The organism is Paenibacillus chartarius (assembly GCF_042432825.1).
In the GTDB taxonomy this organism is placed as follows: domain Bacteria; phylum Bacillota; class Bacilli; order Paenibacillales; family NBRC-103111; genus Gordoniibacillus; species Gordoniibacillus chartarius.
Genome location: NZ_JBHLWN010000077.1, coordinates 234,710 through 255,779, shown reverse-complemented (window position 1 = coordinate 255,779; position 21,070 = coordinate 234,710). Strand labels below are relative to the sequence as shown.

General features: G+C 55.2%; 27 protein-coding genes and 1 tRNA gene. All 28 read left to right on the top strand.

Features of this window, described 5'->3' with window-relative positions:
• A complete protein-coding gene (locus ACFFK0_RS20940) occupies window positions 1-921 on the top strand; it encodes a YIEGIA family protein (protein ID WP_377472299.1) in 921 nt (306 codons plus the stop codon).
• Window positions 918-1,106, top strand: a complete 189-nt coding sequence (locus tag ACFFK0_RS20935) for a capping complex subunit for YIEGIA (RefSeq protein ID WP_377472297.1) — start codon at window positions 918-920, stop codon at window positions 1,104-1,106. The genes ACFFK0_RS20940 and ACFFK0_RS20935 overlap by 4 nt, the downstream gene beginning before the upstream one ends.
• A 126-nt stretch (window positions 1,107-1,232) precedes the next feature.
• Complete coding sequence (der, locus tag ACFFK0_RS20930; protein WP_377472296.1) at window positions 1,233-2,555, top strand: ribosome biogenesis GTPase Der; 1,323 nt, start codon at window positions 1,233-1,235, stop codon at window positions 2,553-2,555.
• Window positions 2,556-2,605: 50 nt separating this feature from the next.
• On the top strand, window positions 2,606-3,229 hold the full coding sequence (gene plsY, locus ACFFK0_RS20925) for a glycerol-3-phosphate 1-O-acyltransferase PlsY (protein ID WP_377472295.1): 624 nt from the start codon (window positions 2,606-2,608) through the stop codon (window positions 3,227-3,229).
• A gap of 13 nt (window positions 3,230-3,242) precedes the next feature.
• A complete protein-coding gene (locus tag ACFFK0_RS20920; RefSeq protein WP_377472294.1) occupies window positions 3,243-4,298 on the top strand; it encodes an NAD(P)H-dependent glycerol-3-phosphate dehydrogenase in 1,056 nt (351 codons plus the stop codon).
• Between the two features lie 77 nt (window positions 4,299-4,375).
• Window positions 4,376-4,657 (top strand): stage VI sporulation protein F, encoded by a 282-nt coding sequence (locus ACFFK0_RS20915; protein ID WP_377472293.1) that lies wholly within the window; start codon window positions 4,376-4,378, stop codon window positions 4,655-4,657.
• Between the two features lie 208 nt (window positions 4,658-4,865).
• On the top strand, window positions 4,866-5,045 hold the full coding sequence (locus tag ACFFK0_RS20910; RefSeq protein WP_377472292.1) for a DUF2768 family protein: 180 nt from the start codon (window positions 4,866-4,868) through the stop codon (window positions 5,043-5,045).
• Window positions 5,046-5,064: 19 nt separating this feature from the next.
• Window positions 5,065-5,358, top strand: coding sequence for a 2Fe-2S iron-sulfur cluster-binding protein (locus tag ACFFK0_RS20905; protein ID WP_377472291.1), 294 nt, complete (start codon window positions 5,065-5,067; stop codon window positions 5,356-5,358).
• Between the two features lie 67 nt (window positions 5,359-5,425).
• On the top strand, window positions 5,426-5,767 hold the full coding sequence (locus tag ACFFK0_RS20900; protein WP_377472290.1) for a 2Fe-2S iron-sulfur cluster-binding protein: 342 nt from the start codon (window positions 5,426-5,428) through the stop codon (window positions 5,765-5,767).
• A gap of 236 nt (window positions 5,768-6,003) precedes the next feature.
• Window positions 6,004-6,759, top strand: coding sequence for a YphF family lipoprotein (locus ACFFK0_RS20895; protein WP_377472289.1), 756 nt, complete (start codon window positions 6,004-6,006; stop codon window positions 6,757-6,759).
• Window positions 6,760-7,051: 292 nt separating this feature from the next.
• A complete protein-coding gene (gene spoIVA / locus ACFFK0_RS20890) occupies window positions 7,052-8,530 on the top strand; it encodes a stage IV sporulation protein A (protein WP_377472288.1) in 1,479 nt (492 codons plus the stop codon).
• A gap of 193 nt (window positions 8,531-8,723) precedes the next feature.
• The gene (hbs, locus tag ACFFK0_RS20885) at window positions 8,724-9,002 is read left to right on the top strand and encodes a non-specific DNA-binding protein Hbs (RefSeq protein ID WP_377472287.1); all 279 of its coding nucleotides are present in this window, start codon (window positions 8,724-8,726) and stop codon (window positions 9,000-9,002) included.
• Between the two features lie 202 nt (window positions 9,003-9,204).
• A tRNA-Pro gene (locus tag ACFFK0_RS20880) sits at window positions 9,205-9,277 on the top strand.
• A 191-nt stretch (window positions 9,278-9,468) separates the two neighbouring features.
• Window positions 9,469-10,407, top strand: coding sequence for a phosphatase PAP2 family protein (locus tag ACFFK0_RS20875; protein WP_377472286.1), 939 nt, complete (start codon window positions 9,469-9,471; stop codon window positions 10,405-10,407).
• A gap of 65 nt (window positions 10,408-10,472) precedes the next feature.
• Window positions 10,473-10,697, top strand: a complete 225-nt coding sequence (mtrB, locus tag ACFFK0_RS20870; protein ID WP_377472285.1) for a trp RNA-binding attenuation protein MtrB — start codon at window positions 10,473-10,475, stop codon at window positions 10,695-10,697.
• Between the two features lie 104 nt (window positions 10,698-10,801).
• Window positions 10,802-11,341 (top strand): hypothetical protein, encoded by a 540-nt coding sequence (locus tag ACFFK0_RS20865; RefSeq protein WP_377472284.1) that lies wholly within the window; start codon window positions 10,802-10,804, stop codon window positions 11,339-11,341.
• 94 nt (window positions 11,342-11,435) lie between these two features.
• Window positions 11,436-12,296, top strand: a complete 861-nt coding sequence (locus ACFFK0_RS20860) for a heptaprenyl diphosphate synthase component 1 (protein ID WP_377472283.1) — start codon at window positions 11,436-11,438, stop codon at window positions 12,294-12,296.
• A gap of 11 nt (window positions 12,297-12,307) precedes the next feature.
• On the top strand, window positions 12,308-13,045 hold the full coding sequence (locus ACFFK0_RS20855; protein ID WP_377472282.1) for a demethylmenaquinone methyltransferase: 738 nt from the start codon (window positions 12,308-12,310) through the stop codon (window positions 13,043-13,045).
• 5 nt (window positions 13,046-13,050) lie between these two features.
• A complete protein-coding gene (locus tag ACFFK0_RS20850) occupies window positions 13,051-13,923 on the top strand; it encodes a UbiA-like polyprenyltransferase (RefSeq protein WP_377472281.1) in 873 nt (290 codons plus the stop codon).
• Window positions 13,920-14,525 (top strand): UbiX family flavin prenyltransferase, encoded by a 606-nt coding sequence (locus tag ACFFK0_RS20845; protein WP_377472280.1) that lies wholly within the window; start codon window positions 13,920-13,922, stop codon window positions 14,523-14,525. The genes ACFFK0_RS20850 and ACFFK0_RS20845 overlap by 4 nt, the downstream gene beginning before the upstream one ends.
• Complete coding sequence (locus ACFFK0_RS20840) at window positions 14,518-15,396, top strand: menaquinone biosynthetic enzyme MqnA/MqnD family protein (RefSeq protein WP_377472279.1); 879 nt, start codon at window positions 14,518-14,520, stop codon at window positions 15,394-15,396. Before ACFFK0_RS20845 ends, ACFFK0_RS20840 begins: the two co-directional genes overlap by 8 nt.
• A gap of 1 nt (window position 15,397) precedes the next feature.
• Entirely contained in the window at window positions 15,398-16,372 is a 975-nt protein-coding gene (locus ACFFK0_RS20835) for a polyprenyl synthetase family protein (RefSeq protein ID WP_377472278.1), read from the top strand.
• A 75-nt stretch (window positions 16,373-16,447) separates the two neighbouring features.
• Entirely contained in the window at window positions 16,448-16,891 is a 444-nt protein-coding gene (ndk, locus tag ACFFK0_RS20830; RefSeq protein WP_377472277.1) for a nucleoside-diphosphate kinase, read from the top strand.
• Between the two features lie 150 nt (window positions 16,892-17,041).
• Entirely contained in the window at window positions 17,042-17,824 is a 783-nt protein-coding gene (locus ACFFK0_RS20825; RefSeq protein WP_377472275.1) for a CheR family methyltransferase, read from the top strand.
• Between the two features lie 71 nt (window positions 17,825-17,895).
• The gene (locus tag ACFFK0_RS20820) at window positions 17,896-18,060 is read left to right on the top strand and encodes a hypothetical protein (protein WP_377472274.1); all 165 of its coding nucleotides are present in this window, start codon (window positions 17,896-17,898) and stop codon (window positions 18,058-18,060) included.
• A gap of 167 nt (window positions 18,061-18,227) precedes the next feature.
• Window positions 18,228-19,385 (top strand): chorismate synthase, encoded by a 1,158-nt coding sequence (aroC, locus tag ACFFK0_RS20815; RefSeq protein ID WP_377472273.1) that lies wholly within the window; start codon window positions 18,228-18,230, stop codon window positions 19,383-19,385.
• 26 nt (window positions 19,386-19,411) lie between these two features.
• Window positions 19,412-20,506, top strand: coding sequence for a 3-dehydroquinate synthase (aroB, locus tag ACFFK0_RS20810; protein WP_377472272.1), 1,095 nt, complete (start codon window positions 19,412-19,414; stop codon window positions 20,504-20,506).
• Window positions 20,507-20,509: 3 nt separating this feature from the next.
• Window positions 20,510-20,887, top strand: a complete 378-nt coding sequence (gene aroH, locus ACFFK0_RS20805; protein WP_377472271.1) for a chorismate mutase — start codon at window positions 20,510-20,512, stop codon at window positions 20,885-20,887.
• Window positions 20,888-21,070: the final 183 nt, after the last annotated feature.

Here is a 21,070-nt window from a genome sequence, read left to right as displayed (position 1 = left end):
ATGAACTGGACTTTTTTGACGGAATCGCACACATTGGGCATCTTGATCGGCATTGCGTTCGGCGTTGCAGCTCGAATTGCGATGCTTCAGACGGATTACCGTCAATACCCGACCTACCCGCACGGTAAAATCATTCACATCTCGCTAGGCGTTATCGCCGCCGGGCTCGGAGCCGTAGCGGCACCTACGCTGCTTGACAAAAACTACACGGCGTTCACCTTTCTTGGCGTTGCCGCACAGCAGTTCCGGGACGTACGCAATATGGAGCGGCAAAGCTTGGCCAGGATCGACGAGATGGAGCTTGTGCCGCGCGGAACAACGTACATCGAGGGCATCGCCATGGTATTCGAGGGCCGCAATTACTTGGTCATCTTTGTGTCGTTCCTCTCCTCGGCGTGTACGCTGGCATTCGGCTGGTACGGCGGCGCTCTGGCGGGGATCGTAGCGCTGATCGTTGCCATTCGCTTCAAATCCGGCAAAAGCCTCGGCGATATCGCGGACATCGAGCCGGCGGAAGTGCGGATTGACGGGCCGGACTTGTATGTCGGCGATATTTATATCATGAACATAGGGCTGCGGGAAGATCGAAGAGCCATCGTACAGCATGCCGTCGGGTTGATGGTTACACCCAGGTCGGCAGGCGCCAGGATTGCGATTACCAACCCGGGCCAGCGTCAAGCCCTGCTCCATGACGTATCGTCCGTACTCGGATTATACAAAGATGAAGGGGAGCCGGCCCTCAATCCGATGTGCAGACTGAACATGAATGAAGGCCGGATGGGTGTTTTCCTGCTGCCGTATGAGCGGGATTCGGAGAAGGCTAAGGAAGCGGCCAAGCGGGTACCGGTTCTGGAAAGCGCAGTAAGACTGCCGAAAGAATCCGCCGCGCAGAAAAGTCATGGAGAGGGGGGACGAGCATGAGCAAGATTCTGGCCGTCGTCGCCGTAAACAAAGAGCAAATAGCGGGCGGTGCTCCGATCTTTATCGTCGGTTCCCGCGAAGAGCAGGAGCAAGTCGCCTTCTCTTTGGAGAAAATCTTAGATGCGAACGCCCACGATATAAAGAATGGTCTGATGATCATCGTGGATCACGGAAACGGGGAATAAATGCACATCCGATTCGATTGGCGCTTTCGCCCACGCCTTTTTTTTGCTATGATGGAGTTTGTGCACAAGGAAAGGTTTGGCATCCTTCGTTGATGCAAGACATAGAAGCAAGGAGTGAACAGCACCATGGGAAGACCTATCGTTGCCATCGTCGGTCGGCCAAACGTCGGTAAATCGACGATTTTCAACCGGATTATCGGCGACCGGCTGGCGATTGTTGAAGATAAACCGGGGATAACCCGCGACCGCATTTACGGGATTGGAGAATGGGTCGATCAAGAGTTCAGCATTATCGATACCGGCGGTATCGAGATCGAGGGCGAAGACGAAATCATGCGTTCGGTACGAATGCAGGCGGAGCTCGCCATTGAAGAAGCTGATGTTATCATATTCATGGTCGATGCCAAGGCGGGAGTGACGGCTGCCGACGAAGAAGTTGCGCAGATGCTGTTCCGCTCGAAGAAGCCGGTCGTGCTTGCGGTGAACAAGGTCGACAATATTCAGCGGCAGGACGAGATTTATGAATTTTATTCGCTTGGCTTCGGCGATCCGGTCGGCATTTCGGGCTCGCACGGCATTGGCCTCGGCGACCTGCTGGAAGCGGCGGCGAAGCATTTTCCGGAAAACAAGGACGAAGAGTACGGCGAAGAAGTGATCAAGGTGGCGCTCATCGGCCGCCCGAACGTCGGCAAGTCGTCTCTTGTCAACGCCATTCTCGGCGAAGAGCGGGTTATTGTCAGCGACGTGGCCGGAACGACGCGGGATGCGATCGATACGCCGTTCGAGAAGGACGGCCAGAAATACGTCATTATCGATACGGCCGGCATGCGCAAGCGGGGCAAAGTGTACGAAACGACGGAAAAATACAGCGTCATGCGCGCGATGAAAGCGATCGAACGGGCGGATGTCGTGCTCGTCGTCATTAACGGCGAGGAAGGCATTATCGAGCAGGACAAGCACATTGCCGGGTATGCGCACGACGCCGGGAAGGCGTCCATCTTTGTCGTCAATAAGTGGGACGTCGTCGAGAAGGACGATAAGACGATGCACCAGTTCACGCAAAAAATTCGCGACCACTTTTTGTTCATGACGTATGCGCCGGTCGTGTTCGTCTCGGCGAAGACGCACCAGAAGCTGCACAAGCTGCTGCCTGTCGTCAATCAAGTGGCCGAGCAGCATGCGATGAGGGTGCAGACCCACCTGCTTAATGATGTCGTATCCGACGCCGTCATGATGACGCCGCCGCCGACGGACCGCGGCAAGAGGCTGCGGATCAATTATGCGACACAAGTGTCGGTCAAGCCGCCTAGCTTCGTCTTCTTCGTGAACGATTCGGATTTGATGCACTTCTCGTACGAACGGTATTTGGAGAACAAAATTCGCGCCGCCTTCGGTTTCGAAGGAACGCCGATTCGCCTGTTCACCCGCCGTAAGTCCGACGACGAATAAATGCGATCCGCAGACGTGCCGGGCTTTCGCTCCACGTCTGCGTTTTCGCTATGAAAGGGGCAATTTTCTTGATCAACGCACTTGCCATTATTGTGTCTTATTTGTTAGGGGCGGTAAATTTCAGCTTTTTGTACGGCCGGTTGTTCCGGGGCATCGACATCCGTCAACACGGCAGCGGCAACGCCGGCGCTACAAATACACTGCGCGTGCTAGGCAAAGGTCCCGGCATCCTGGTGCTTGTGCTCGATGTGCTTAAGGGTGTGGGGGCTGTCGCCATCGGCTATTGGAGCGCTGCGCCCGATCAGCTGTGGGTACCGGTTCTGTGCGGGCTTTTGTCCATTGTCGGTCACAATTGGCCGATATATTTCGGCTTTCGCGGCGGCAAGGGCGTCGCGACGACGATCGGCGTAATGGCTACGCTCGCTTTCATTCCGACCTTGATCGCATGCATCGCGGCCGTCGTCGTCATCGCCGTGACCCGGTACGTGTCGCTCGGCTCTTTGATCATTGCGCTGCTCATTCCCGTGCTGCTGCTAGTCATGAAGGGGCCGGCAGAAATCATTGCAGCCAGCGTCATACTTTGTTTGTTCGTTTATATCCGTCATCGTTCCAACATCGTCAAATTATGGACCGGTAAAGAAAACAAACTGGGCGCCAAAGTGAACAAAGGATAAGGGGTCAGAGCGGATGTCCAAACCTATTGCCGTACTTGTAGCCGGCTCGTGGGGCACGGCGCTGGCCTCCGTGCTGGCGGTCAACGGTCACAGCGTCAAGCTGTGGACACGGAGCGAAGAGCAGGCGCAAGATATCAATTATAACCGGCGCAATTCCCGATTCCTGCCGGACGTGGAGCTGCCGGAAGGTCTTACGGCCACAACTTCGATGGAAGATGCCGTCCGCGATGCCGAGGCTGTCGTTATCGTGGCCCCATCGGCTGCGATGCGGGATGTGGCCGGACAACTGCAGCCGCTGCTCCGCCGGGAGACGCTGCTCGTCCATGCGACGAAGGGCTTTGAAGCCGGAACGCTTAAGCGGATGACAGAGGTGCTCGCCGCTGAGCTGCCGCAAACGGATCCGGAGCGCCTGGTGGTTTTGTCCGGCCCGAGCCATGCGGAAGAGGTCGTCCTGCGCCGCCCGACGACAATCGTCGTTGCCTCGCAGCATCTGGAGGCGGCCGAAGCCGCTCAAGACTTGTTCATGAATTCGTATTTCAGGGTTTACACGAATCCGGATGTCGTCGGCGTAGAAATCGGCGGCGCGCTAAAAAACATTATTGCACTTGGAGCGGGACTCTGTGACGGATTGAATTTCGGGGATAACGCGAAGGCGGCTTTACTGACGAGAGGACTCGCCGAAATTACCCGTCTCGGTGTGGCGATGGGCGCCAATCCGCTTACATTCCTTGGGCTCGCTGGAATCGGCGACCTGGTCGTGACGTGTACAAGCCGCCACAGCCGCAATTGGCGGGCAGGCTCGCTGCTCGCGCAAGGCTTGTCGCTGGACGAAGTGCTGAAGCAGATGGGCATGGTCGTGGAAGGTGTGAAGACGACGGCGGCCGCATGGCGTCTCGCCGGGAAGTATGGCGTATCGATGCCGATTGCCGAGCAGCTTCATGCCGTGCTGTTCGAAGGGAAAGCGGCGCATGCCGCCTCGCTTGATTTGATGGGCCGCGTACGTACGCATGAGATCGAGGAGCAGGCTCTTGCATCATTATTTTCCGGCGGCGAACATGGGCGTCTCTGATTGACACCGGCCGAGGTCATTGTACATACGATACTTTAGTTAGGACTCCATCCTAAAGAAGGAGGTCGCATCGTACAATGCCGAAAGATTTGTCCAAAGACGTACTGAACGTCGTCAAGAGCAAGACAGGGAAAAATATCGCGCCTAAAGATATCCAGAAGCTGGCCAGCGGCGTGAAACCGTCGACGGTGCAGAGCGAAGCACAGCTTCGCCAGCTCATTAAACAAGTCGGGCAGCTTGCCGGAGTGAAGGTGTCGGAGCAGACGATCCAAGAGATCGTGCATGCGGTCAAGAGCAGCAACCTGGATGCAAACAACATGCAGCAGCTCATGAGCGCCATGCTGGGCAAGAAAAAATAAAGCTGTCGAAGCGAAAAGGCGGAAACGCGGAGGTGCGCGTTTTCGTCTTTTTTGTGCGCGGCAAGCAGCACCCATCGCGACCTTGCTTCACCGCAGCTCAAAACATGATAGTTTTGTGTCGATTGGGTCGGAGCTTGGCGCCTGTCGGCTGCGATATGATATAATCAGGGTTAGCTTTAAAGTCTAGAAGAGTCGGGAGAATGCATTCATGAGCAGCTTGGATAAAATGTGGGCGTCCTTCACCGCAATGGGACTGATGGCCGTCGCGTGTCTTTTGATTACATTCGCGCGCGCGAAGACAAAGGGGCCGATCCGCTTCATTTTGTCGACGATCGCATTTTTATTGCTGGTGCCCAGCCTGATCTACATGCTGGCATCGATGTCATAACGGAAAGGAAACGATCGCCTTGCTTGAACTTAAAGGACGTAAAGTACATAAATCGATCGAGCCGGAGCTTGGCCTTACGCTGCTCGATCACGCTTTAAAGAACGAGGTGGATTGGGGATTCTCCTGTGTCAGAGGAACGTGCGCCCGCTGCCGTTGTCTCGTCTCCGAAGGAATGGAGCATCTCGCGCCTCCGACGGAAGAAGAAGAGGATCGCCTCGAGCCGGAGGAGCTGGAGCGCGGCTTCCGGCTCGGCTGCCAGGCGGCCGTAAGGCAGGCCGGTGCGATCGTCGTGCTGCATAAGCCGTATTTTTAAATATAGAGCGGCAGTTGCAGAATACGATACGACGAACGCACAGGACTTGTTGAAGGAGGCGTAAGGAATGGGCGTGAAAGTAACCTTTCAGCCGTATGACAAGTCCGTTGACGTGCGGACGGGTACGACGCTGTTCGATGCGGCAGGGCGCGCCAAAGTGCCGATTCGCGTCCGCTGCGGCGGCAAAGCGGCCTGTCTGATGTGCAAAGTGAAGGTCGAAGACCAGAGCGGTCTTGCACCGCCGAACATCAATGAGAGAAACAAGCTCGGACCGCTGATCGGCGAAGGGGTGCGTCTTGCCTGCCAAGCGAAGGTGCAGGGCAGCGTAACCGCCGTCATACCCGAGGACCCGTTAAAAGCTGCAATTCGCGCCCAATTGGCCAAGCAGCAGGACGATGACTTTCTTTGACAGATATTGAAAGCTATGAGCTGAAGCTGACAGCGATTAGAGCCATTGAAGCTGCTTATGCGAGTCGGCCTCGGTAGATAAATGGCAGGCGCCCGCACTGCTCAACTTCACGCTCGCATCGGTAACGCGAAGGGTCGCAGGTGACGGATCCGCGTGCGCGCGGAGTATGCCTCAGCGGGATATTTGCTCATTGATGGGATAACAATGTAGACGCCGTACTGAAGGATGATGAATAGATGACGATACGTAAGCGCAGCGATAATGCCGGAAGGAGGGCGGCCGGCGTTATTGCGCTGCTTCTTTTTCTTCTTACCGGCTGCATGTACCCGGCCGATCAGCGCAAGCAGAATACGGCCAACCCGGCCGAATATATAACGGTGGCGCAAAATGCCGTTGAGCAGTACCATACGAAAACCGGCGTGCTGCCGATCAAGAACAGCGAAGAGACGACACCGCTTTATGAGAAGTACCGGATTGATTTCAAGAAGCTGCAGGATCGCGGTCTGCTGTCGAGCCCGCCGCTGAACTCGTTTGAAGCCGGAGGTCCGTTCATCTATGTGCTCGTCGGCGTTGAAACGAAGCCGCAGGTCAAGCTGCTTGAGCTGACGTCGCATCAAAGCGTCGGCGACGTGCAGTCGTGGGTGGATGATTACAAACGCAAGAACGGCGGTCAGCTGCCGAAGGGCGGGGAGATTGCGCCTTATATGTATTATGTCGATTTCGCCAAGCTGGGCAAGAAAGCGCCGCAGGTGAAAAGCGTCTATAACCGCCAGTCATTCATCAATTATATCGTTCATGAGTCGGGTACGGTGGCGATCGACTATGCTCCGGACATTATGCTGTATGTAAAGGCGAAGGGCGGCGCCGATAAGCTCCCGGCGAATATGGATTTGCGCGAACTGCTCGTTAGCGAATCGTTCTTCGTGCCCGGCCATTCATTTCCTTACAAGTGGAGCGGCGACCAGCCGGTACCGTATATGCCGGGAACATAGCTTCGTTGCTAGAAACCAATCGATAGAGAGTCAAGAGGACCGCATATGCGGTCTTTTTTATTTTGGAAAACATGCGTAGCATTTTCTTTGAATGAGTTCCATTTTGCTTGAATATCGGGCCTCTGTGGCTCATATATTGGCTAAGGCTGCGTGCGTGTATGTTGGACGTAAAGGGGGCAAGTAGGCTAAACGTAAAAATACGAATAAATTCACGACATATTTCTAGTAATGCTACATATATTTCTTACTAGTCCAAAGGAATGTACGAGTTCTGACCTGGGAGGGATAACGCTTGGAGAAAGTGGATATCTTTAAAGACATTGCCGAGCGCACCGGCGGCGACATCTATCTGGGGGTCGTGGGAGCGGTTCGCACCGGAAAATCGACCTTTATTAAACGTTTCGTAGAATCCGTCGTCCTGCCGAACATTCAAAATGAAGCCGACCGCATCCGGGCCACCGACGAGCTGCCGCAGAGCGCCGCCGGCCGCACGATCATGACGACCGAACCGAAATTCGTTCCGAATAACGCGGTGCAAATTTCCGTGGCGGAAGGGCTGAACGTCAACGTACGTCTGGTCGATTGCGTCGGATATACGGTGGAAGGCGCGAAGGGTTACGAGGATGAGAATGGCCCGCGCATGATCAACACGCCGTGGTTCGACGAACCGATCCCGTTCCAGGAAGCGGCGGAAATCGGCACGCGCAAAGTGATTCAGGAGCATTCCACGCTCGGTATCGTTGTGACGACCGACGGTACAATATCGGACATCCCGCGCTCGTCTTACGTGCTCGCTGAAGAGCGGGTGATCGAGGAGCTGAAGGAAGTCGGCAAGCCGTTCGTCGTCATCGTCAACACGCTGAAGCCGGAGAGCGAGCCGGCTCAGGAGCTTCGCTCCGAGCTGCAGTCGAAATACGACGTGCCGGTCGTGGCGATGAGCGTCGCGACGATGGGCGAAGAGGAAATGACGCAGGTGCTGCGCGAGGTGCTCTACGAGTTCCCTGTACACGAAGTGAACGTCAACCTGCCGAGCTGGGTGATGGTGCTGGAAGAGAAGCATTGGCTGCGCAGCCAGTTCGAGAGCTCCGTCCGCGATACGGTGCAGGACATCCGCCGTCTCCGCGACATCGACCGCGTCGTCGGCGCCTTCGGCGAATATGACTTCATCGATCGCGCGGCGCTGGCCGGCATGGATATGGGGCAAGGGATCGCCGAGATCGACCTGCACGCTCCCGACGAGCTGTACGACAAAATCTTGATGGAAATCGTCGGCGTCGAAATCCGCGGCAAAGACCACCTGCTGCAGCTGATGCAGGAGTTCACGCATGCGAAGCGCGAGTACGATCAGTTCTCCGAAGCGCTCGAAATGGTCAAGACGACGGGCTACGGCATTGCCGCACCGACGCTGGCGGAGATGTCGCTTGACGAGCCGGAGCTCATTCGCCAGGGCGCCCGCTTCGGTGTCCGCCTTAAGGCGACTGCGCCTTCGATCCACATGATCCGCGTCGACGTCGAATCGGAGTTCTCGCCGATCATCGGCACGGAGAAGCAGAGCGAGGAGCTCATGCGTTACTTGATGCAGGACTTCGAGGATAACCCGCTGAAAATTTGGGAGTCCGACATCTTCGGCCGTTCCCTGCACTCCATCGTACGCGAAGGCATCCAGGGCAAGCTTGCGATGATGCCGGACAACGCCCGCTACAAGCTGCAGGAGACGCTCGGACGCATTATCAACGAAGGCTCCGGCGGGCTGATCGCGATCATCCTGTAACGCGCTAATTGGATATCTTTGGCCGGAAAACACTCGCAAGAGTGTTTTCTTCGGTGTTCCCCTTGAAAAATCGCCGCTCTGTGTATTACTATGAATTTGTTGTTTTTACCAGCTCCCACGTATATTTTCATGCAATTCGGTGAAAACAGTGTAGTAAAGGCTGGGCACTCCAAGACAAGGGGAGGTGAATGGCATGAACAAATCCGATTTGATCAACAAGGTGGCAGAAGTATCCGAGTTGTCCAAGAAAGACGCGACGAAAGCGGTCGATGCTGTCTTTGACGCCATCTCCGAAGCGCTGCAAAACGGTGATAAGGTTCAGCTCGTCGGCTTCGGCAATTTCGAAGTTCGTGAACGTTCCGCACGCAAAGGCCGCAACCCGCAGACCGGCGAAGAGATCGACATTCCGGCCAGCAAAATTCCGGCATTCAAGCCCGGCAAATCGCTCCGCGACTTGTGCACGAACGAATAACCGCACTCCGTACGGCAATAAGATTACATAGGAAACGTCCGAATCGCTGGTTCGGGCGTTTTTTGGCGCAACATTATTGTTCAAGATAGGGCTTATTCCATGTTGTGAAATTTCAATTTTTCCGCTTGCAACCCCTATCGTCACGCGTTATAATAACAATCGCCCCCATTTTTGGCAGAATGGGCGGTGCAGCATAAAGCATCGGGGTATAGCGCAGATGGTAGCGCGCATCCTTGGGGTGGATGAGGTCGTGGGTTCAAATCCCGCTACTCCGATTTGTGAAACTCCGAAAGACCGCTTTCTACAGGGCTTCGTCCTGCAGCAGGCGGTCTTTTCCTTTGCGTCGTTCCCTCAAAAATGTAAAGCAGGCAGCCTGCATTTTTGCTATACTAGGCCATATGTATTTACAATTCCTTAACATGGCACCAAGCAAATTTGCAGCTTACGGACGCAAGGGGGAGCTTCATTGAACAACAACACCGCAAATCGCTGGCATCGCTTTATCCAAGCTCAAGATTGGACGATGTACGGCATTATCGCAGGAATCTTTCTCATTTGGCGGATCGGGACGGTCGGAGGCTGGTCCAAGGAGTGCTGGATTTTGCTGCTTGTCTGCTTAATGGGCGTGCGCCGCGATCAAATCGACGTCGATTGGAAGCGGTTCTTTCTGTTCTCCATTCCGCTGCTCGGCGTATTTTATTATTTTTACGGGTCGGGCAGCGGCTTTTGGCATAGTATCGCGAATAAATTATTCGAAAGCAACCGCCACATTTTGCGTTGGGACGACCTGATGAACGGGATTCCGCTCAATTCGGCGAGCTGGATTCGGGCGATCAGTACTCCGTGGCTTGACGCCGTGATGAAGTGGATATACTTGTACGGCTTCGTGCTGTCATTATGGATTTGCATTGTGCGCGCATTTTGGACGAAAAGCATCAAAAAAATGCTGTCTTACGCATTGTCCGGCCATTTGCTGCAATTCCCGCTCATTTTGCCTTTCTACAACTTGATTCTGCTTCGCGAAGTATGGTGGGTGAAAGGGCAGCCGGACTTGCTGTATCGAACCTTTGCGACGGAAAATGAAAGGCTGGTAGCGGTGATGAACTGCTTCCCGAGCATGCATACGTCGATTTCGTTCGCTATGCTGCTGCTGGCGCTGCGGGAGAAGGATCCGATCTTCAAAACGATGATGGTGACTTACTGCGCCGCCATTATTTTCTCGACGCTGTATTTACAGATTCATTGGGTGCTCGACGTGATTGCGGGCATGCTGTTTGCATGGGGTGTCGTGAAGCTGGCCGATCTCCTCCTTCATCTGGGGAGCACAAAGCTGCTTCCATCGCGGCTCAAGCTGTTTTACAGCAGTGCGGAGCCAAAGCAGGAAACGGAGACGATCGCCGCATGAGTTGACAAGGGCTTCCTTATGGCGCATCATTAAGCTACTAGATGATTAGACAGGGGGGGACCCGGATGTCGGAATCGATGCAAGGCGAGTACTTCGTAATTAAAGCGAAGGAGAACGGCGTTCATGTGATCGGATTGACCCGCGGCCAAGACACGCGGTTTCATCACACTGAGAAGCTGGATAAGGGCGAAGTGATGATCGCTCAGTTTACGGAGCATACGTCGGCGATCAAGGTGCGCGGCAAAGCTTCCATCATGACGAAGCACGGCACGATTGAGACGGATGCATGATCCCCGGCTCTTATGGAAAAAAGCAGGCATAGCCTGCTTTTTTCGTTTGTACAATGGTGATAAGCCGTCCGCAGGACGGACTCCCCAGGGAGGTGCCGATCACCATGCATGTTATTCCGCGTCTGCTAGTTGCCGGCGTTTTGTCCGCAGCCATTGCTTTATCTCTTGCGTTTCTTCCCGAGCTTCAACGCACGTGGCTTTCCGCCGGCGGCGCAGCTCCCGCATTCGGCTCGGCGGGCGGCCGGCAGCTGACGGAGCGCAATGTCGTGGACATGCTCGTTCAAGTTCCGCTGCAGCTGCGCATCCGCAAAGTGGAGGTGACCTCTTCGACGCTTTCCGTCGATCTCAATTTGCCGCGGAGCGCCGACGAAGAAGTGGTCATTCGGGATCTCTATACGATTACTCAGAAAGTGTTTGCCGCTACAGGCAATATCAGCGATATCATGGTCCGGGTGATGGACTATTCTACGGCTTCCCGAAGCTCCGGAGGCAAGATGCTGCTGTTTCTGGACGCTTCGCGGGAGAAGGGGAAAAATATGGCGCCGCCCGGTGAACATGAAACGACGGCCGTTCTCGAACAATATTTGCGACAGCACTTCGAAATTACTTACACGGACAAGTGGAAGGAACGATATCCTCTTTAGGAATCCGTCACAAGTTTGAAGTGCGCGCGCTGCCGGAGTATGCTATACTTGATAGGATGAAGTCATGTAAGAGCACGGAGTGCACGGAGGCGCTATGAAATACCGAATTCCGGAAATCGCCAAGAAATATACCGACTACGATATGATCCAGAAGCATACGGAACTTCCGGAATTCCCGGAGTACAGGACTCGCCTGCTGTTTGCTTTCCTGAACGGGCAAGAACGTATCCAGGAGTCCAGCGAGCTGTTCACGCTGGTGACGTCGCTCGTCCAGCTGGGCCTCGATACCCATGATATGGTGACCGTGACGAACGATCTGAAGGAGAAGAAGGCTGCCCGTTCCCGGCAGCTGAAAGTATTGGCCGGAGACTATTTCTCCTCAAGATTTTACCACTTGCTGTCGCAGGCCGGACAGATCGAGCTCATTCGAACGATGTCCGGGGCCATCTGCGAAGTAAATCGCCTCAAGATGAATTTGTATATGATGATGAAACAGCTGAAGGTGTCTGCGGATGATTATTTCCGGCAATCCGTGGCGATCCGTTCACGGCTGTTTTTGTCGTTTGGATCCTTGATGGACGAGGGGGCCGGCAAGCTCTGGCCCGAAGTGTTGGACCGCTTTATCCGGTGTGAAGTGCTGATCGAGGAGCTGTTCAAGGCGGAGGCGATGGAGCATTTCCGCGGCAGCTGGGGTTATTGGCACATCATGCATAACGGAACCAAAGAAGAGCGGCGCGCCTTGCAGTCGGATGAGCCGGATGCGAACAAGATGCGGGCGCTCGTGCTGAAGCATAATGTTCAGCCCCAGCTGTTCGCCATGCTGGAGTCGGCGGTCGCAGCGTGGCATGCCGTACTCGGACAGATCGGACAGGGCAAGCTTGCGGACGAGCTGCGCGTTTGCACCGATACGTTCGCCCGGATGCTGAACAAGCCGCGGGCAATAGAGGAAATTTGAGGTGAAGCACCATGACGACGCGTCAAGCGAAATCCAAGGAGCAGTTCGTTCACGAGGTGTTCGAAAGCATTGCTCCCAAGTATGACAAGATGAACGACATATTGAGCTTCGGCCGGCATCGGGCGTGGCGCAAGTTCACGATGGACAAAATGAACGTCAAGAAAGGCTCGTCAGCCATCGATCTATGCTGCGGCACGTGCGATTGGACGATATCGCTCGCCAAAGCGAGCGGCAGCGGATCGATCGTCGGGCTCGATTTCAGCAAAAACATGCTTGACTTCGGCGAAGCGAAAATCGAACGGCTAGGCTTGGACGATCAAATCGATCTGGTTCAGGGCAATGCGATGAGTTTGCCGTTCGAGGACAACTCCTTCGATTACGCCACCATCGGATTTGCTTTGCGCAACGTACCCGATCTGGTGAAGGTAATCGAGGAGATGCAGCGGGTCGTGAAGCCGGGCGGGATGGTCGTCTCGCTGGAGCTGTCGAAGCCGACCTGGCAGCCGTTCAAGGCGATTTATTATTTTTATTTCAATCAGCTGCTTCCATTCCTCGGAAAGCTGGTAGCCGATCGGTACGAGCAGTACAAATGGCTGCCGGAATCGCTCAAGCAATTCCCCGACCATCGCCAGCTCGCCGATATTTTCCGCAGAACGGGGCTGCAGGATGTGCGGGTATATCCGCTGACGGGCGGAATCGCTGCGCTTCATATCGGCATCAAAGGAACTACAGATAAAGCGGGAGTGTAGCCGTCATGTTAAGAAAAATTCGCATCTTTTTGGAAATGATCAAGTTCGAGCATTCGATATTCGCTCTGCCGTTCGCTTTCATGGGGGCCATTCTGGGCTCGGTAGTCGTTAACGGCCATCTGCCGTCCTGGGCGCAGATCGGCTGGATCACGCTTGCGATGATCGGTGCAAGAACGGCGGCGATGGCGCTGAACCGGCTCATCGACAGGGCCATCGACAAGAAAAATCCGCGTACATCGGGACGGGCCATTCCGGCCGGACTGCTGTCCATCGGGGAAGTACTCATTTACGTTATCTTATCGTTTGCTTTACTGTTCTGGGCGACTTGGAACTTGAACGCGCTGGCGATGAAGCTGCTGCCGATTGCGGTGTTTTTCCTGGTCATCTATTCATACACGAAACGGTTTACCTGGGCGTGCCACATCGTTCTCGGCATTACGCTCGGCCTCGCCCCGCTGGGCGGCTGGGTCGCGGTAACGGGCGGCATGACGTGGGCGGCGCTCGTCTTTTTTGCCACCATCGTGTTCTGGTCGGCCGGCTTCGATATCCTCTATGCATGCCAGGATACGGAGTTTGACCGCAAGGAAGGGCTTTATTCGATTCCAAGCCGATTCGGGATTAAGAACGCGCTGTTGACGGCACGCGTATTTCACGTGCTGACAGCTATCGGTCTCGTCGGGTTGTTTGTCATGACGAAGCTCAGCTGGATTTATTTGATCGGACTTCTCATCGCTTATGCGATTTTATTTTACGAGCACCGCCTTGTGAAGCCGGATGACTTGTCGAAGCTGAACACGGCCTTCTTTACGATGAACGGGATCCTCAGCTGTGTCGTATTTTTGTTTACATTTTTTGATGTGCTGGTGCGGCGGCTATGAGTGCGGGACGTTGGATTATTGGCATGACCGGTGCAAGCGGCGCGGCTTACGGCGTACGCTTGTGCCGGTTTTTGCTCGGTGCGGGGTATGACGTGCATTTGATCGTTACCGATGCCGGCTGGCGGGTGCTGCATGACGAGCTCGGCTGGGATGCGGCGAAACGGGCGGACACGCTCGAACGGCAATTCGGCGGGGCATCGCCGGGACAATTGACGTATCATCCGAATTCCGATATCGGGGCGAGCGTTGCCAGCGGCTCGTTCCGCACGAAAGGCATGGCCGTTATCCCTTGCTCGATGGGCACCTTGTCGGGAATTGCCCGCGCCGCTTCGGACAACTTGCTCGAACGGGCCGCGGACGTTATGCTGAAGGAAGGCCGCAAGCTGATCGTAGTGCCGCGGGAGACGCCGCTTCACGAAATTCATCTGGACCATATGCTTCGGCTCGCTCGCATGGGGGCGCGGATCGTGCCGGCCATGCCAGCATTCTACCAAAAGCCGCAGACACTTGAAGATATCGTCGATTTTCTGGTCGGCAAAGTGCTTGACTTGATGGATATCGACCATGATCTGTACCGAAGATGGGGAGAACCGCATGACTGACAATAAAGACATCATTCGCATCGGCAAAATTAAATATACGAACGTATGGCCGCTGTTTTATCGTTTTCCGACCGGGCGCGCCGATTTGCGGGATCACGTGCATTTCGAAGAACAGGTGCCGACCCAGCTCAACCGCGGGATCGCGAGCGGCGAGATCGACATGGGGCCGATATCCTCGTACGCCTACGGGGAAAATTATCAACAATATTTGCTGTACCCGGACATGTCGGTCAGCGCGCTGGGCGAGGTGAAGTCGATCCTGCTGTTTCATCGTGAGCCGCTGGAATCGGTAGCGAACGGCAGCATTGCGCTAACGACATCGTCGGCGTCCTCGGTGAATTTGCTGCGCATTATCATGGAAAAATATTACAAAGGCAAGCCGCAATATTCGTATGCGGCCCCTTCGCTAACGGACATGATGGTACAGAACGACGCAGCGCTGCTGATCGGGGACGACGCGATTCGCGCTTCGTGGCAAAACCACGGCTATCGCGTAACCGACTTGGGGGCCGAGTGGCTGCGCCAGACTGGACAGTGGATGTCGTTTGCCGTGTGGGCGATTCGCAAAGATACCGCCGAGCGGCATCCCGAGCTCGTGAAGCGCGTCTTCGAGGCGTTCCTCGAGAGCAAGCGCAAATCGCTGGCCGACCCGGCCGGCATGATCCAGCAGGCCGTAGACACGATCGGCGGTACGCGTTCTTACTGGGAAGGGTATTTCGGGGGATTATGCTACGATTTCGGAGCGCCTCAATGGTCGGGACTTCAATTGTACTATGATTACGCCTACGAGCTGGGCTTTCTGCCGGAGCGAGTCCCGCTGCAAATCTGGTCGGACTCCGGACGATCCGACAAAACGGCGGTGCGTGGATAGAATGAAATTACAGGAAATATATGCCCGAAAGAAAAAAGATATTGCGGCCATCGAGAAGGAGCTGGAGCGAAGCATCAACGTGGATCACGCCTTGCTTCGCGAGACGGCCGCACATCTGCTGAAAGCAGGCGGCAAGCGAATTCGACCGGTGTTTGTGCTGCTGTCGGGCGAGTTCGGCAACTACGATCTGGAGCGGATGAAGCATGTTGCCGTTCCGATGGAGCTCATTCATATGTCGTCGCTGGTGCACGACGATGTGATCGATGACGCCAATACGCGCCGCGGCCAGCTGACCGTCAGATCCAAATGGGATAACCGCGTCGCCATGTATACCGGCGACTACATATTTGCCAGAGCGCTGGAAATTATCAGCGGCATTCCGAAGCCGGAGCTGCATCAAATTATGTCCAAAGCGATTGTGCAGATGGTCATCGGGGAAATGGAGCAAATCCGTTTTTTCTACGATACCGAGCAGAGCATCCGCGATTATTTGCTGCGGATCCGCAGAAAGACGGCGCTGCTCATTGCCGTTTCCTGCAAGCTGGGCGCGCTTTCTTCGGATGCGGACGACGTTACGGCCAATCGCCTGTACCGTTTCGGCTACAACGTCGGCATGACGTTCCAAATTCGCGACGACGTGCTGGACATACGCGGTACGGAGAAGGAGCTTGGCAAGCCGCCGGGCAGCGATGTCAAGCAGGGCAACATTACGCTTCCGGTTATTTACGCCCTCCAGGTTCCCGGTATTCGGGAGCCGCTTCGCCGGGAGCTTGAGCGCATTCAAGCCGCCGACGGCCAAACGGACGTATCGGCGTTCATTGAGCTGATTCGCAGCAGCGGCGCCATGGAAAGAGCGGACCGGCTGGCGTCCCGCTATATCGATAAAGCGATCCGTGCCCTGGACGGACTCCCGGATTGCCAAGCGAAGCGCGATTTGATCGATATCGCTTATTTTATTGGGGACCGCAACTACTAAACTTGAGGTCGTTCGAAAGAAACGATACAATGGAAAATGTTACATACATTTTTCAAAGTAGAGGGGCTGCTGCATATGGAGAGGACATTCCTGATGGTGAAGCCGGACGGCGTACAGCGCGGGTTGATCGGCGAGATCATGAGACGTTTGGAGCGCAAAGGGTTCCAGCTCGCCGCGGCCAAGCTGATGATGGTTTCGAAGGAGCTGGCTGAGCTTCATTATGCCGAGCACAAGGGCAAAGATTTCTACGAGCCGCTCGTGGAATTTATTACATCCGGCCCCGTGTTCGCCATGGTGTGGGAAGGTGATCAAGTGATCGCGCTGTCGCGTATACTTATGGGCAAGACGAATTGTCTGGAGGCGATCCCGGGAACGATCCGCGGCGATTACGCCTCGCATACCCGCTTCAACCTGATTCACGGCTCGGATTCTCCGGAAAGCGCCGCCCGCGAAATTGCGAATTTCTTCCGGCCTGAAGAGTTTGTCACGTATAACCGCGATATTCAAAAGTGGATCTAACCGATCAAGACGTAAGACGCCTGCTGCCTATCGGCATGGAGCGTCTTCTTTTTTTGGCAGGTTTGACGCAATCGGCAGGAATTTGTCGAATCGATAGAGAATTTTACGGTTCAGACGACATTATTCATGGAAGCCGAGGTGCCGGTCGATATGTCCGAAGATCCGGATTACAGCCTGTTTATTAAGAAAATCAAAGAATTCACGTCAATCGACCTGTCTCAATACAAAGAAGCGCAGATGAAACGCCGTTTGACGACCTTGTGGACGAAAAAAGGCTATACGTCGTTCGTTTCGTTCTTTGACGGTTTGATGAAGGACAAGGCGCTGTTCTATGAGTTTCTGGATCGTATGACGATCAACGTTTCGGAGTTTTGGCGCAACCCGAACCGCTGGGAGCTGGTCGAGCAGAAGTTCGTTCCGGAGATGCTGCGTAAAAACCGCAGGCTGAAAATTTGGAGCGCAGCCTGCTCGACGGGAGAAGAGCCTTATACGCTCGCGATGATTTTGGCCAAGCACGGGGCGCTTGCGGATGCGCAGCTGATCGCCTCCGACATCGACGACGGCGCATTGGACAAAGCCCGCAAGGGCGTCTATGCGGAGCGCTCGCTCAAGGATGTGCCGGAAACGTACGTGAAGACGTATTTCCGCCAGGACGGGATGATTTTCCATGTCTCCGACGAGCTGAAGCGCAGCGTAAAGTTCCAGAAGCAAAATTTGCTGCTCGACGGCTTCGATTCCGGCTTCGATCTGATCGTGTGCCGCAATGTGATCATTTATTTTACCGAAGAAGCCAAGCATGTGCTTTATCAGAAGTTTGCGAACGCGCTGAAGCCGGGAGGATTATTGTTTGTCGGCTCCACGGAGCAAATTTTCACGCCGGGTCAATACGGTTTGGAGCCTGCTGAAACGTTCTTTTACCGGAAAAAGGTATAATTTGCGTATAAGATCTTCCAAAAGTTCCTATACTGTGAACTAGAACAGCTTAGGAATAAGGAAGGGTGTACATGGATAAACGCAAAGTCATTTCCGCGTACCGCCGGGGCTTCATCACGATGCAGGAATGCGCGCAAATCCTCGGGATCGACTCCGTGCAGATTATGGGCATGATGAACGATCCGCAGCTGGCCGAGACGCCCCGCACATTGAAGCAAACGACGGCGTCGGTCTGATACGGACTGAAGGACGGCAGCAGAAATCAACACGCTTTGACCGCGTTTGGCGGCTCAAGCGTGTTTTTTGCGCTTCTTGGTTGTCAAACCTTGACGGCTATACTATAATGAGCACTAGGTACTTAGCACTTGAAAGCGCTAAAGCGTTTTGGGAGGATTAGGAGTAGATGAGATACTTAACCGCTGGAGAGACGCACGGCCCGCAGCTTACCGCTATCATTGAAGGTTTTCCTAGCAATGTGACGATCGATATCGACGCCGTGAATTTCCAGCTGGCCCGCAGGCAGAAGGGGCATGGCCGGGGACGCCGGATGCAGATCGAGAAAGATACGGCCCGCATTGTCGGCGGCGTTCGCCACGGCAAGACGACCGGAGCTCCGATTGCAATCGTTGTTGAGAACAATGACTGGAAAAACTGGACGAAAATTATGGGCATCGAGCCTGTGGAAGAGGAAGAGGCGAAGCGCCGCGTTAACCGTCCTCGCCCGGGACATGCCGATTTGAACGGCGGTTTGAAATACAATCAGCGCGATCTGCGCAACATTCTGGAACGGTCCAGCGCCCGCGAGACGACGGTGCGCGTGGCCATCGGCGGGGTAGCCCGCGAGTTCCTGAAAGAGTTCGGCATTAAGGTGGCCGGCCAAGTGCTGCGCATCGGCGATGTGGAAGCGAACCGCACCGAGATGCCGATCGACGAGCTGATCGCTGTCACGGAGGACTCACCGGTCCGAGTCACCGATAAAGACGCCGAAGCGCGCATGATCGCCGCAATCGATGCAGCGAAGGAAGCGGGCGATACGCTCGGCGGCATCGTAGAGGTCGTGATTGAAGGCGTACCGATCGGGCTTGGCAGCCACGTGCAGTGGGACCGCAAGCTGGACGGCCGCATTGCGCAGGCCGTACTGTCGATCCAGGCGTTTAAAGGCGTCGAGTTCGGAATCGGCTTCGATGCTGCGAAGGTGCCGGGCTCCAAGGTGCACGATGAAATCGTGTACGAGGAAGGCAGCTTCCGCCGGGTGACGAACCGTGCCGGAGGGTTTGAGGGCGGTATGACAACCGGAGCGCCGATCGTCGTGCGCGCCGTTATGAAGCCGATTTCCACGCTGTACAAGCCGCTTCAGAGCGTAGACATCGACACGAAGGAAGCGTTCACCGCTCAGGTGGAGCGTTCGGATACGTGTGCGGTGCCGGCAGCCGGCGTCATTATGGAGAACGTTATCGCCTGGGAAGTAGCGAATGCGTTCCTGGACAAATTCGGCGGCGATTCGCTCGAAGAAATTCGCCGCAACTACGAAGGCTACCTGCAGCAGGTAAAAGAATACTAATACCTGGTGCAGGAGGTGCACTCGCGATGAAACAATTGACAGTTGAGCTTGGCGAACGTTCGTACCCGATTTATATCGGGGACGGGCTGCTGAGCCGTGCCGCCGAGCTGTTCGAGCGGCATGGCATCGGCAAAGGATCTCCGCTGCTTGTCGTTACCGATACGGCGGTTGGGCCTCATTACTTGGCTGCTCTGACCGAAGCGCTGCAAAGCGGAGGCTATCGCGTCGCCACGCATACGGTGGAAGCCGGCGAGAAGTCCAAATCGCTTGAGATGCTCGATGCCATCGTAGCGACGGCGCTTGAAGCGGGACTGGACCGCAAATCGACGATCGTCGCCCTGGGCGGCGGCGTAGTCGGGGATCTGGCGGGCTTTGCTGCGGCATCGTTCATGCGCGGCGTACGGTTCGTCCAGGTGCCGACGACGATTCTGGCCCACGACAGCTCAGTCGGCGGCAAAGTGGCGGTCAACCACCGGCTTGCCAAAAATATTATCGGCGCCTTCCATCAGCCGGAGCTAGTCCTGTACGACACGGCGACGCTGTTGACGCTGCCTCCGCGCGAAGTGCGGTCGGGGCTTGCCGAAATGGTGAAGCACGGACTGATCTGGAATGCGTCGTTCGTCGACTGGCTGGATGCGAACGCTCCGAAGCTGCTTGCACTCGATCCGGAAGCGCTCCAATACGGATTGTATGAAGGATGCAAGGTGAAAGCGCATGTCGTAGCCGCCGACGAGCGGGAAGACGATCTGCGCGCGATCTTGAACCTCGGCCATACGATCGGCCATGCGCTGGAAGCGGTAGCGGGTTACGGCGAGCTGCTGCACGGCGAGGCGATCGCGATCGGCATGGTCGGCGCAGCGAAGCTGGCAGGCAGGCTTGGCTACGCTTCCGAAATCTATGACGTAACGAAGCGTTTGCTGAAGCGATTTGAGCTGCCGGTTCAGCTGCCGGCGCATCTCGATACGGATGCGATCATGGCCGCTATGAGTCACGACAAGAAATTTAAGGAAGGCCGAATGGTATTCATCGTACCTACGGCGATCGGCAAAGTGGAAATCAATAAGTCCGTGCAAGCGGACTGGGTTCGGGAAATCGTGGATGAGCTGAAAGGGGAGTCGTAACCGATGTACGTTAGAGGCATTCGCGGCGCAACAACGGTAGAAAACAATGAAGAGAAAGAAATTTTGTCCGCGACAACGGAGCTCTTGGCGGAAATCGTTTCGCAGAACGGCTTTCCGCCGGGAGACATCGCCAGCGTATTCATTACGGTTACGCCTGATTTGACGGCAACGTTCCCGGCAAAGGCGATTCGTCAGATGGAAGGCTGGGAGCTCGTGCCGCTCATGTGCTCGGTCGAAATCCCGGTCGAGGGCGGACTGCCGCTCTGTATCCGGCTGATGGTACAAGTGAACACGGAAAAGCGACAGGACGAAATTCGTCATGTTTATTTAAAGAGAGCGATGAGCCTGCGCCCGGATATTGTCAGATTGACAAACGGATGAGTCGAATCGTATACTGATTGTAGTTGAGTGAGTGTATCAGGCAAGTAGCGAGTAGAGAGCAGAGCATTGAGATGAGCTGAGTGGAGTAGAGCGGAGAACTTGTACGTATGAAAGTCCGGTAAGCGGCGGGCATGAGCTTGTCTATGCCGTAAGATCGGCTTTGCAATATCGTCATTTTCTTTA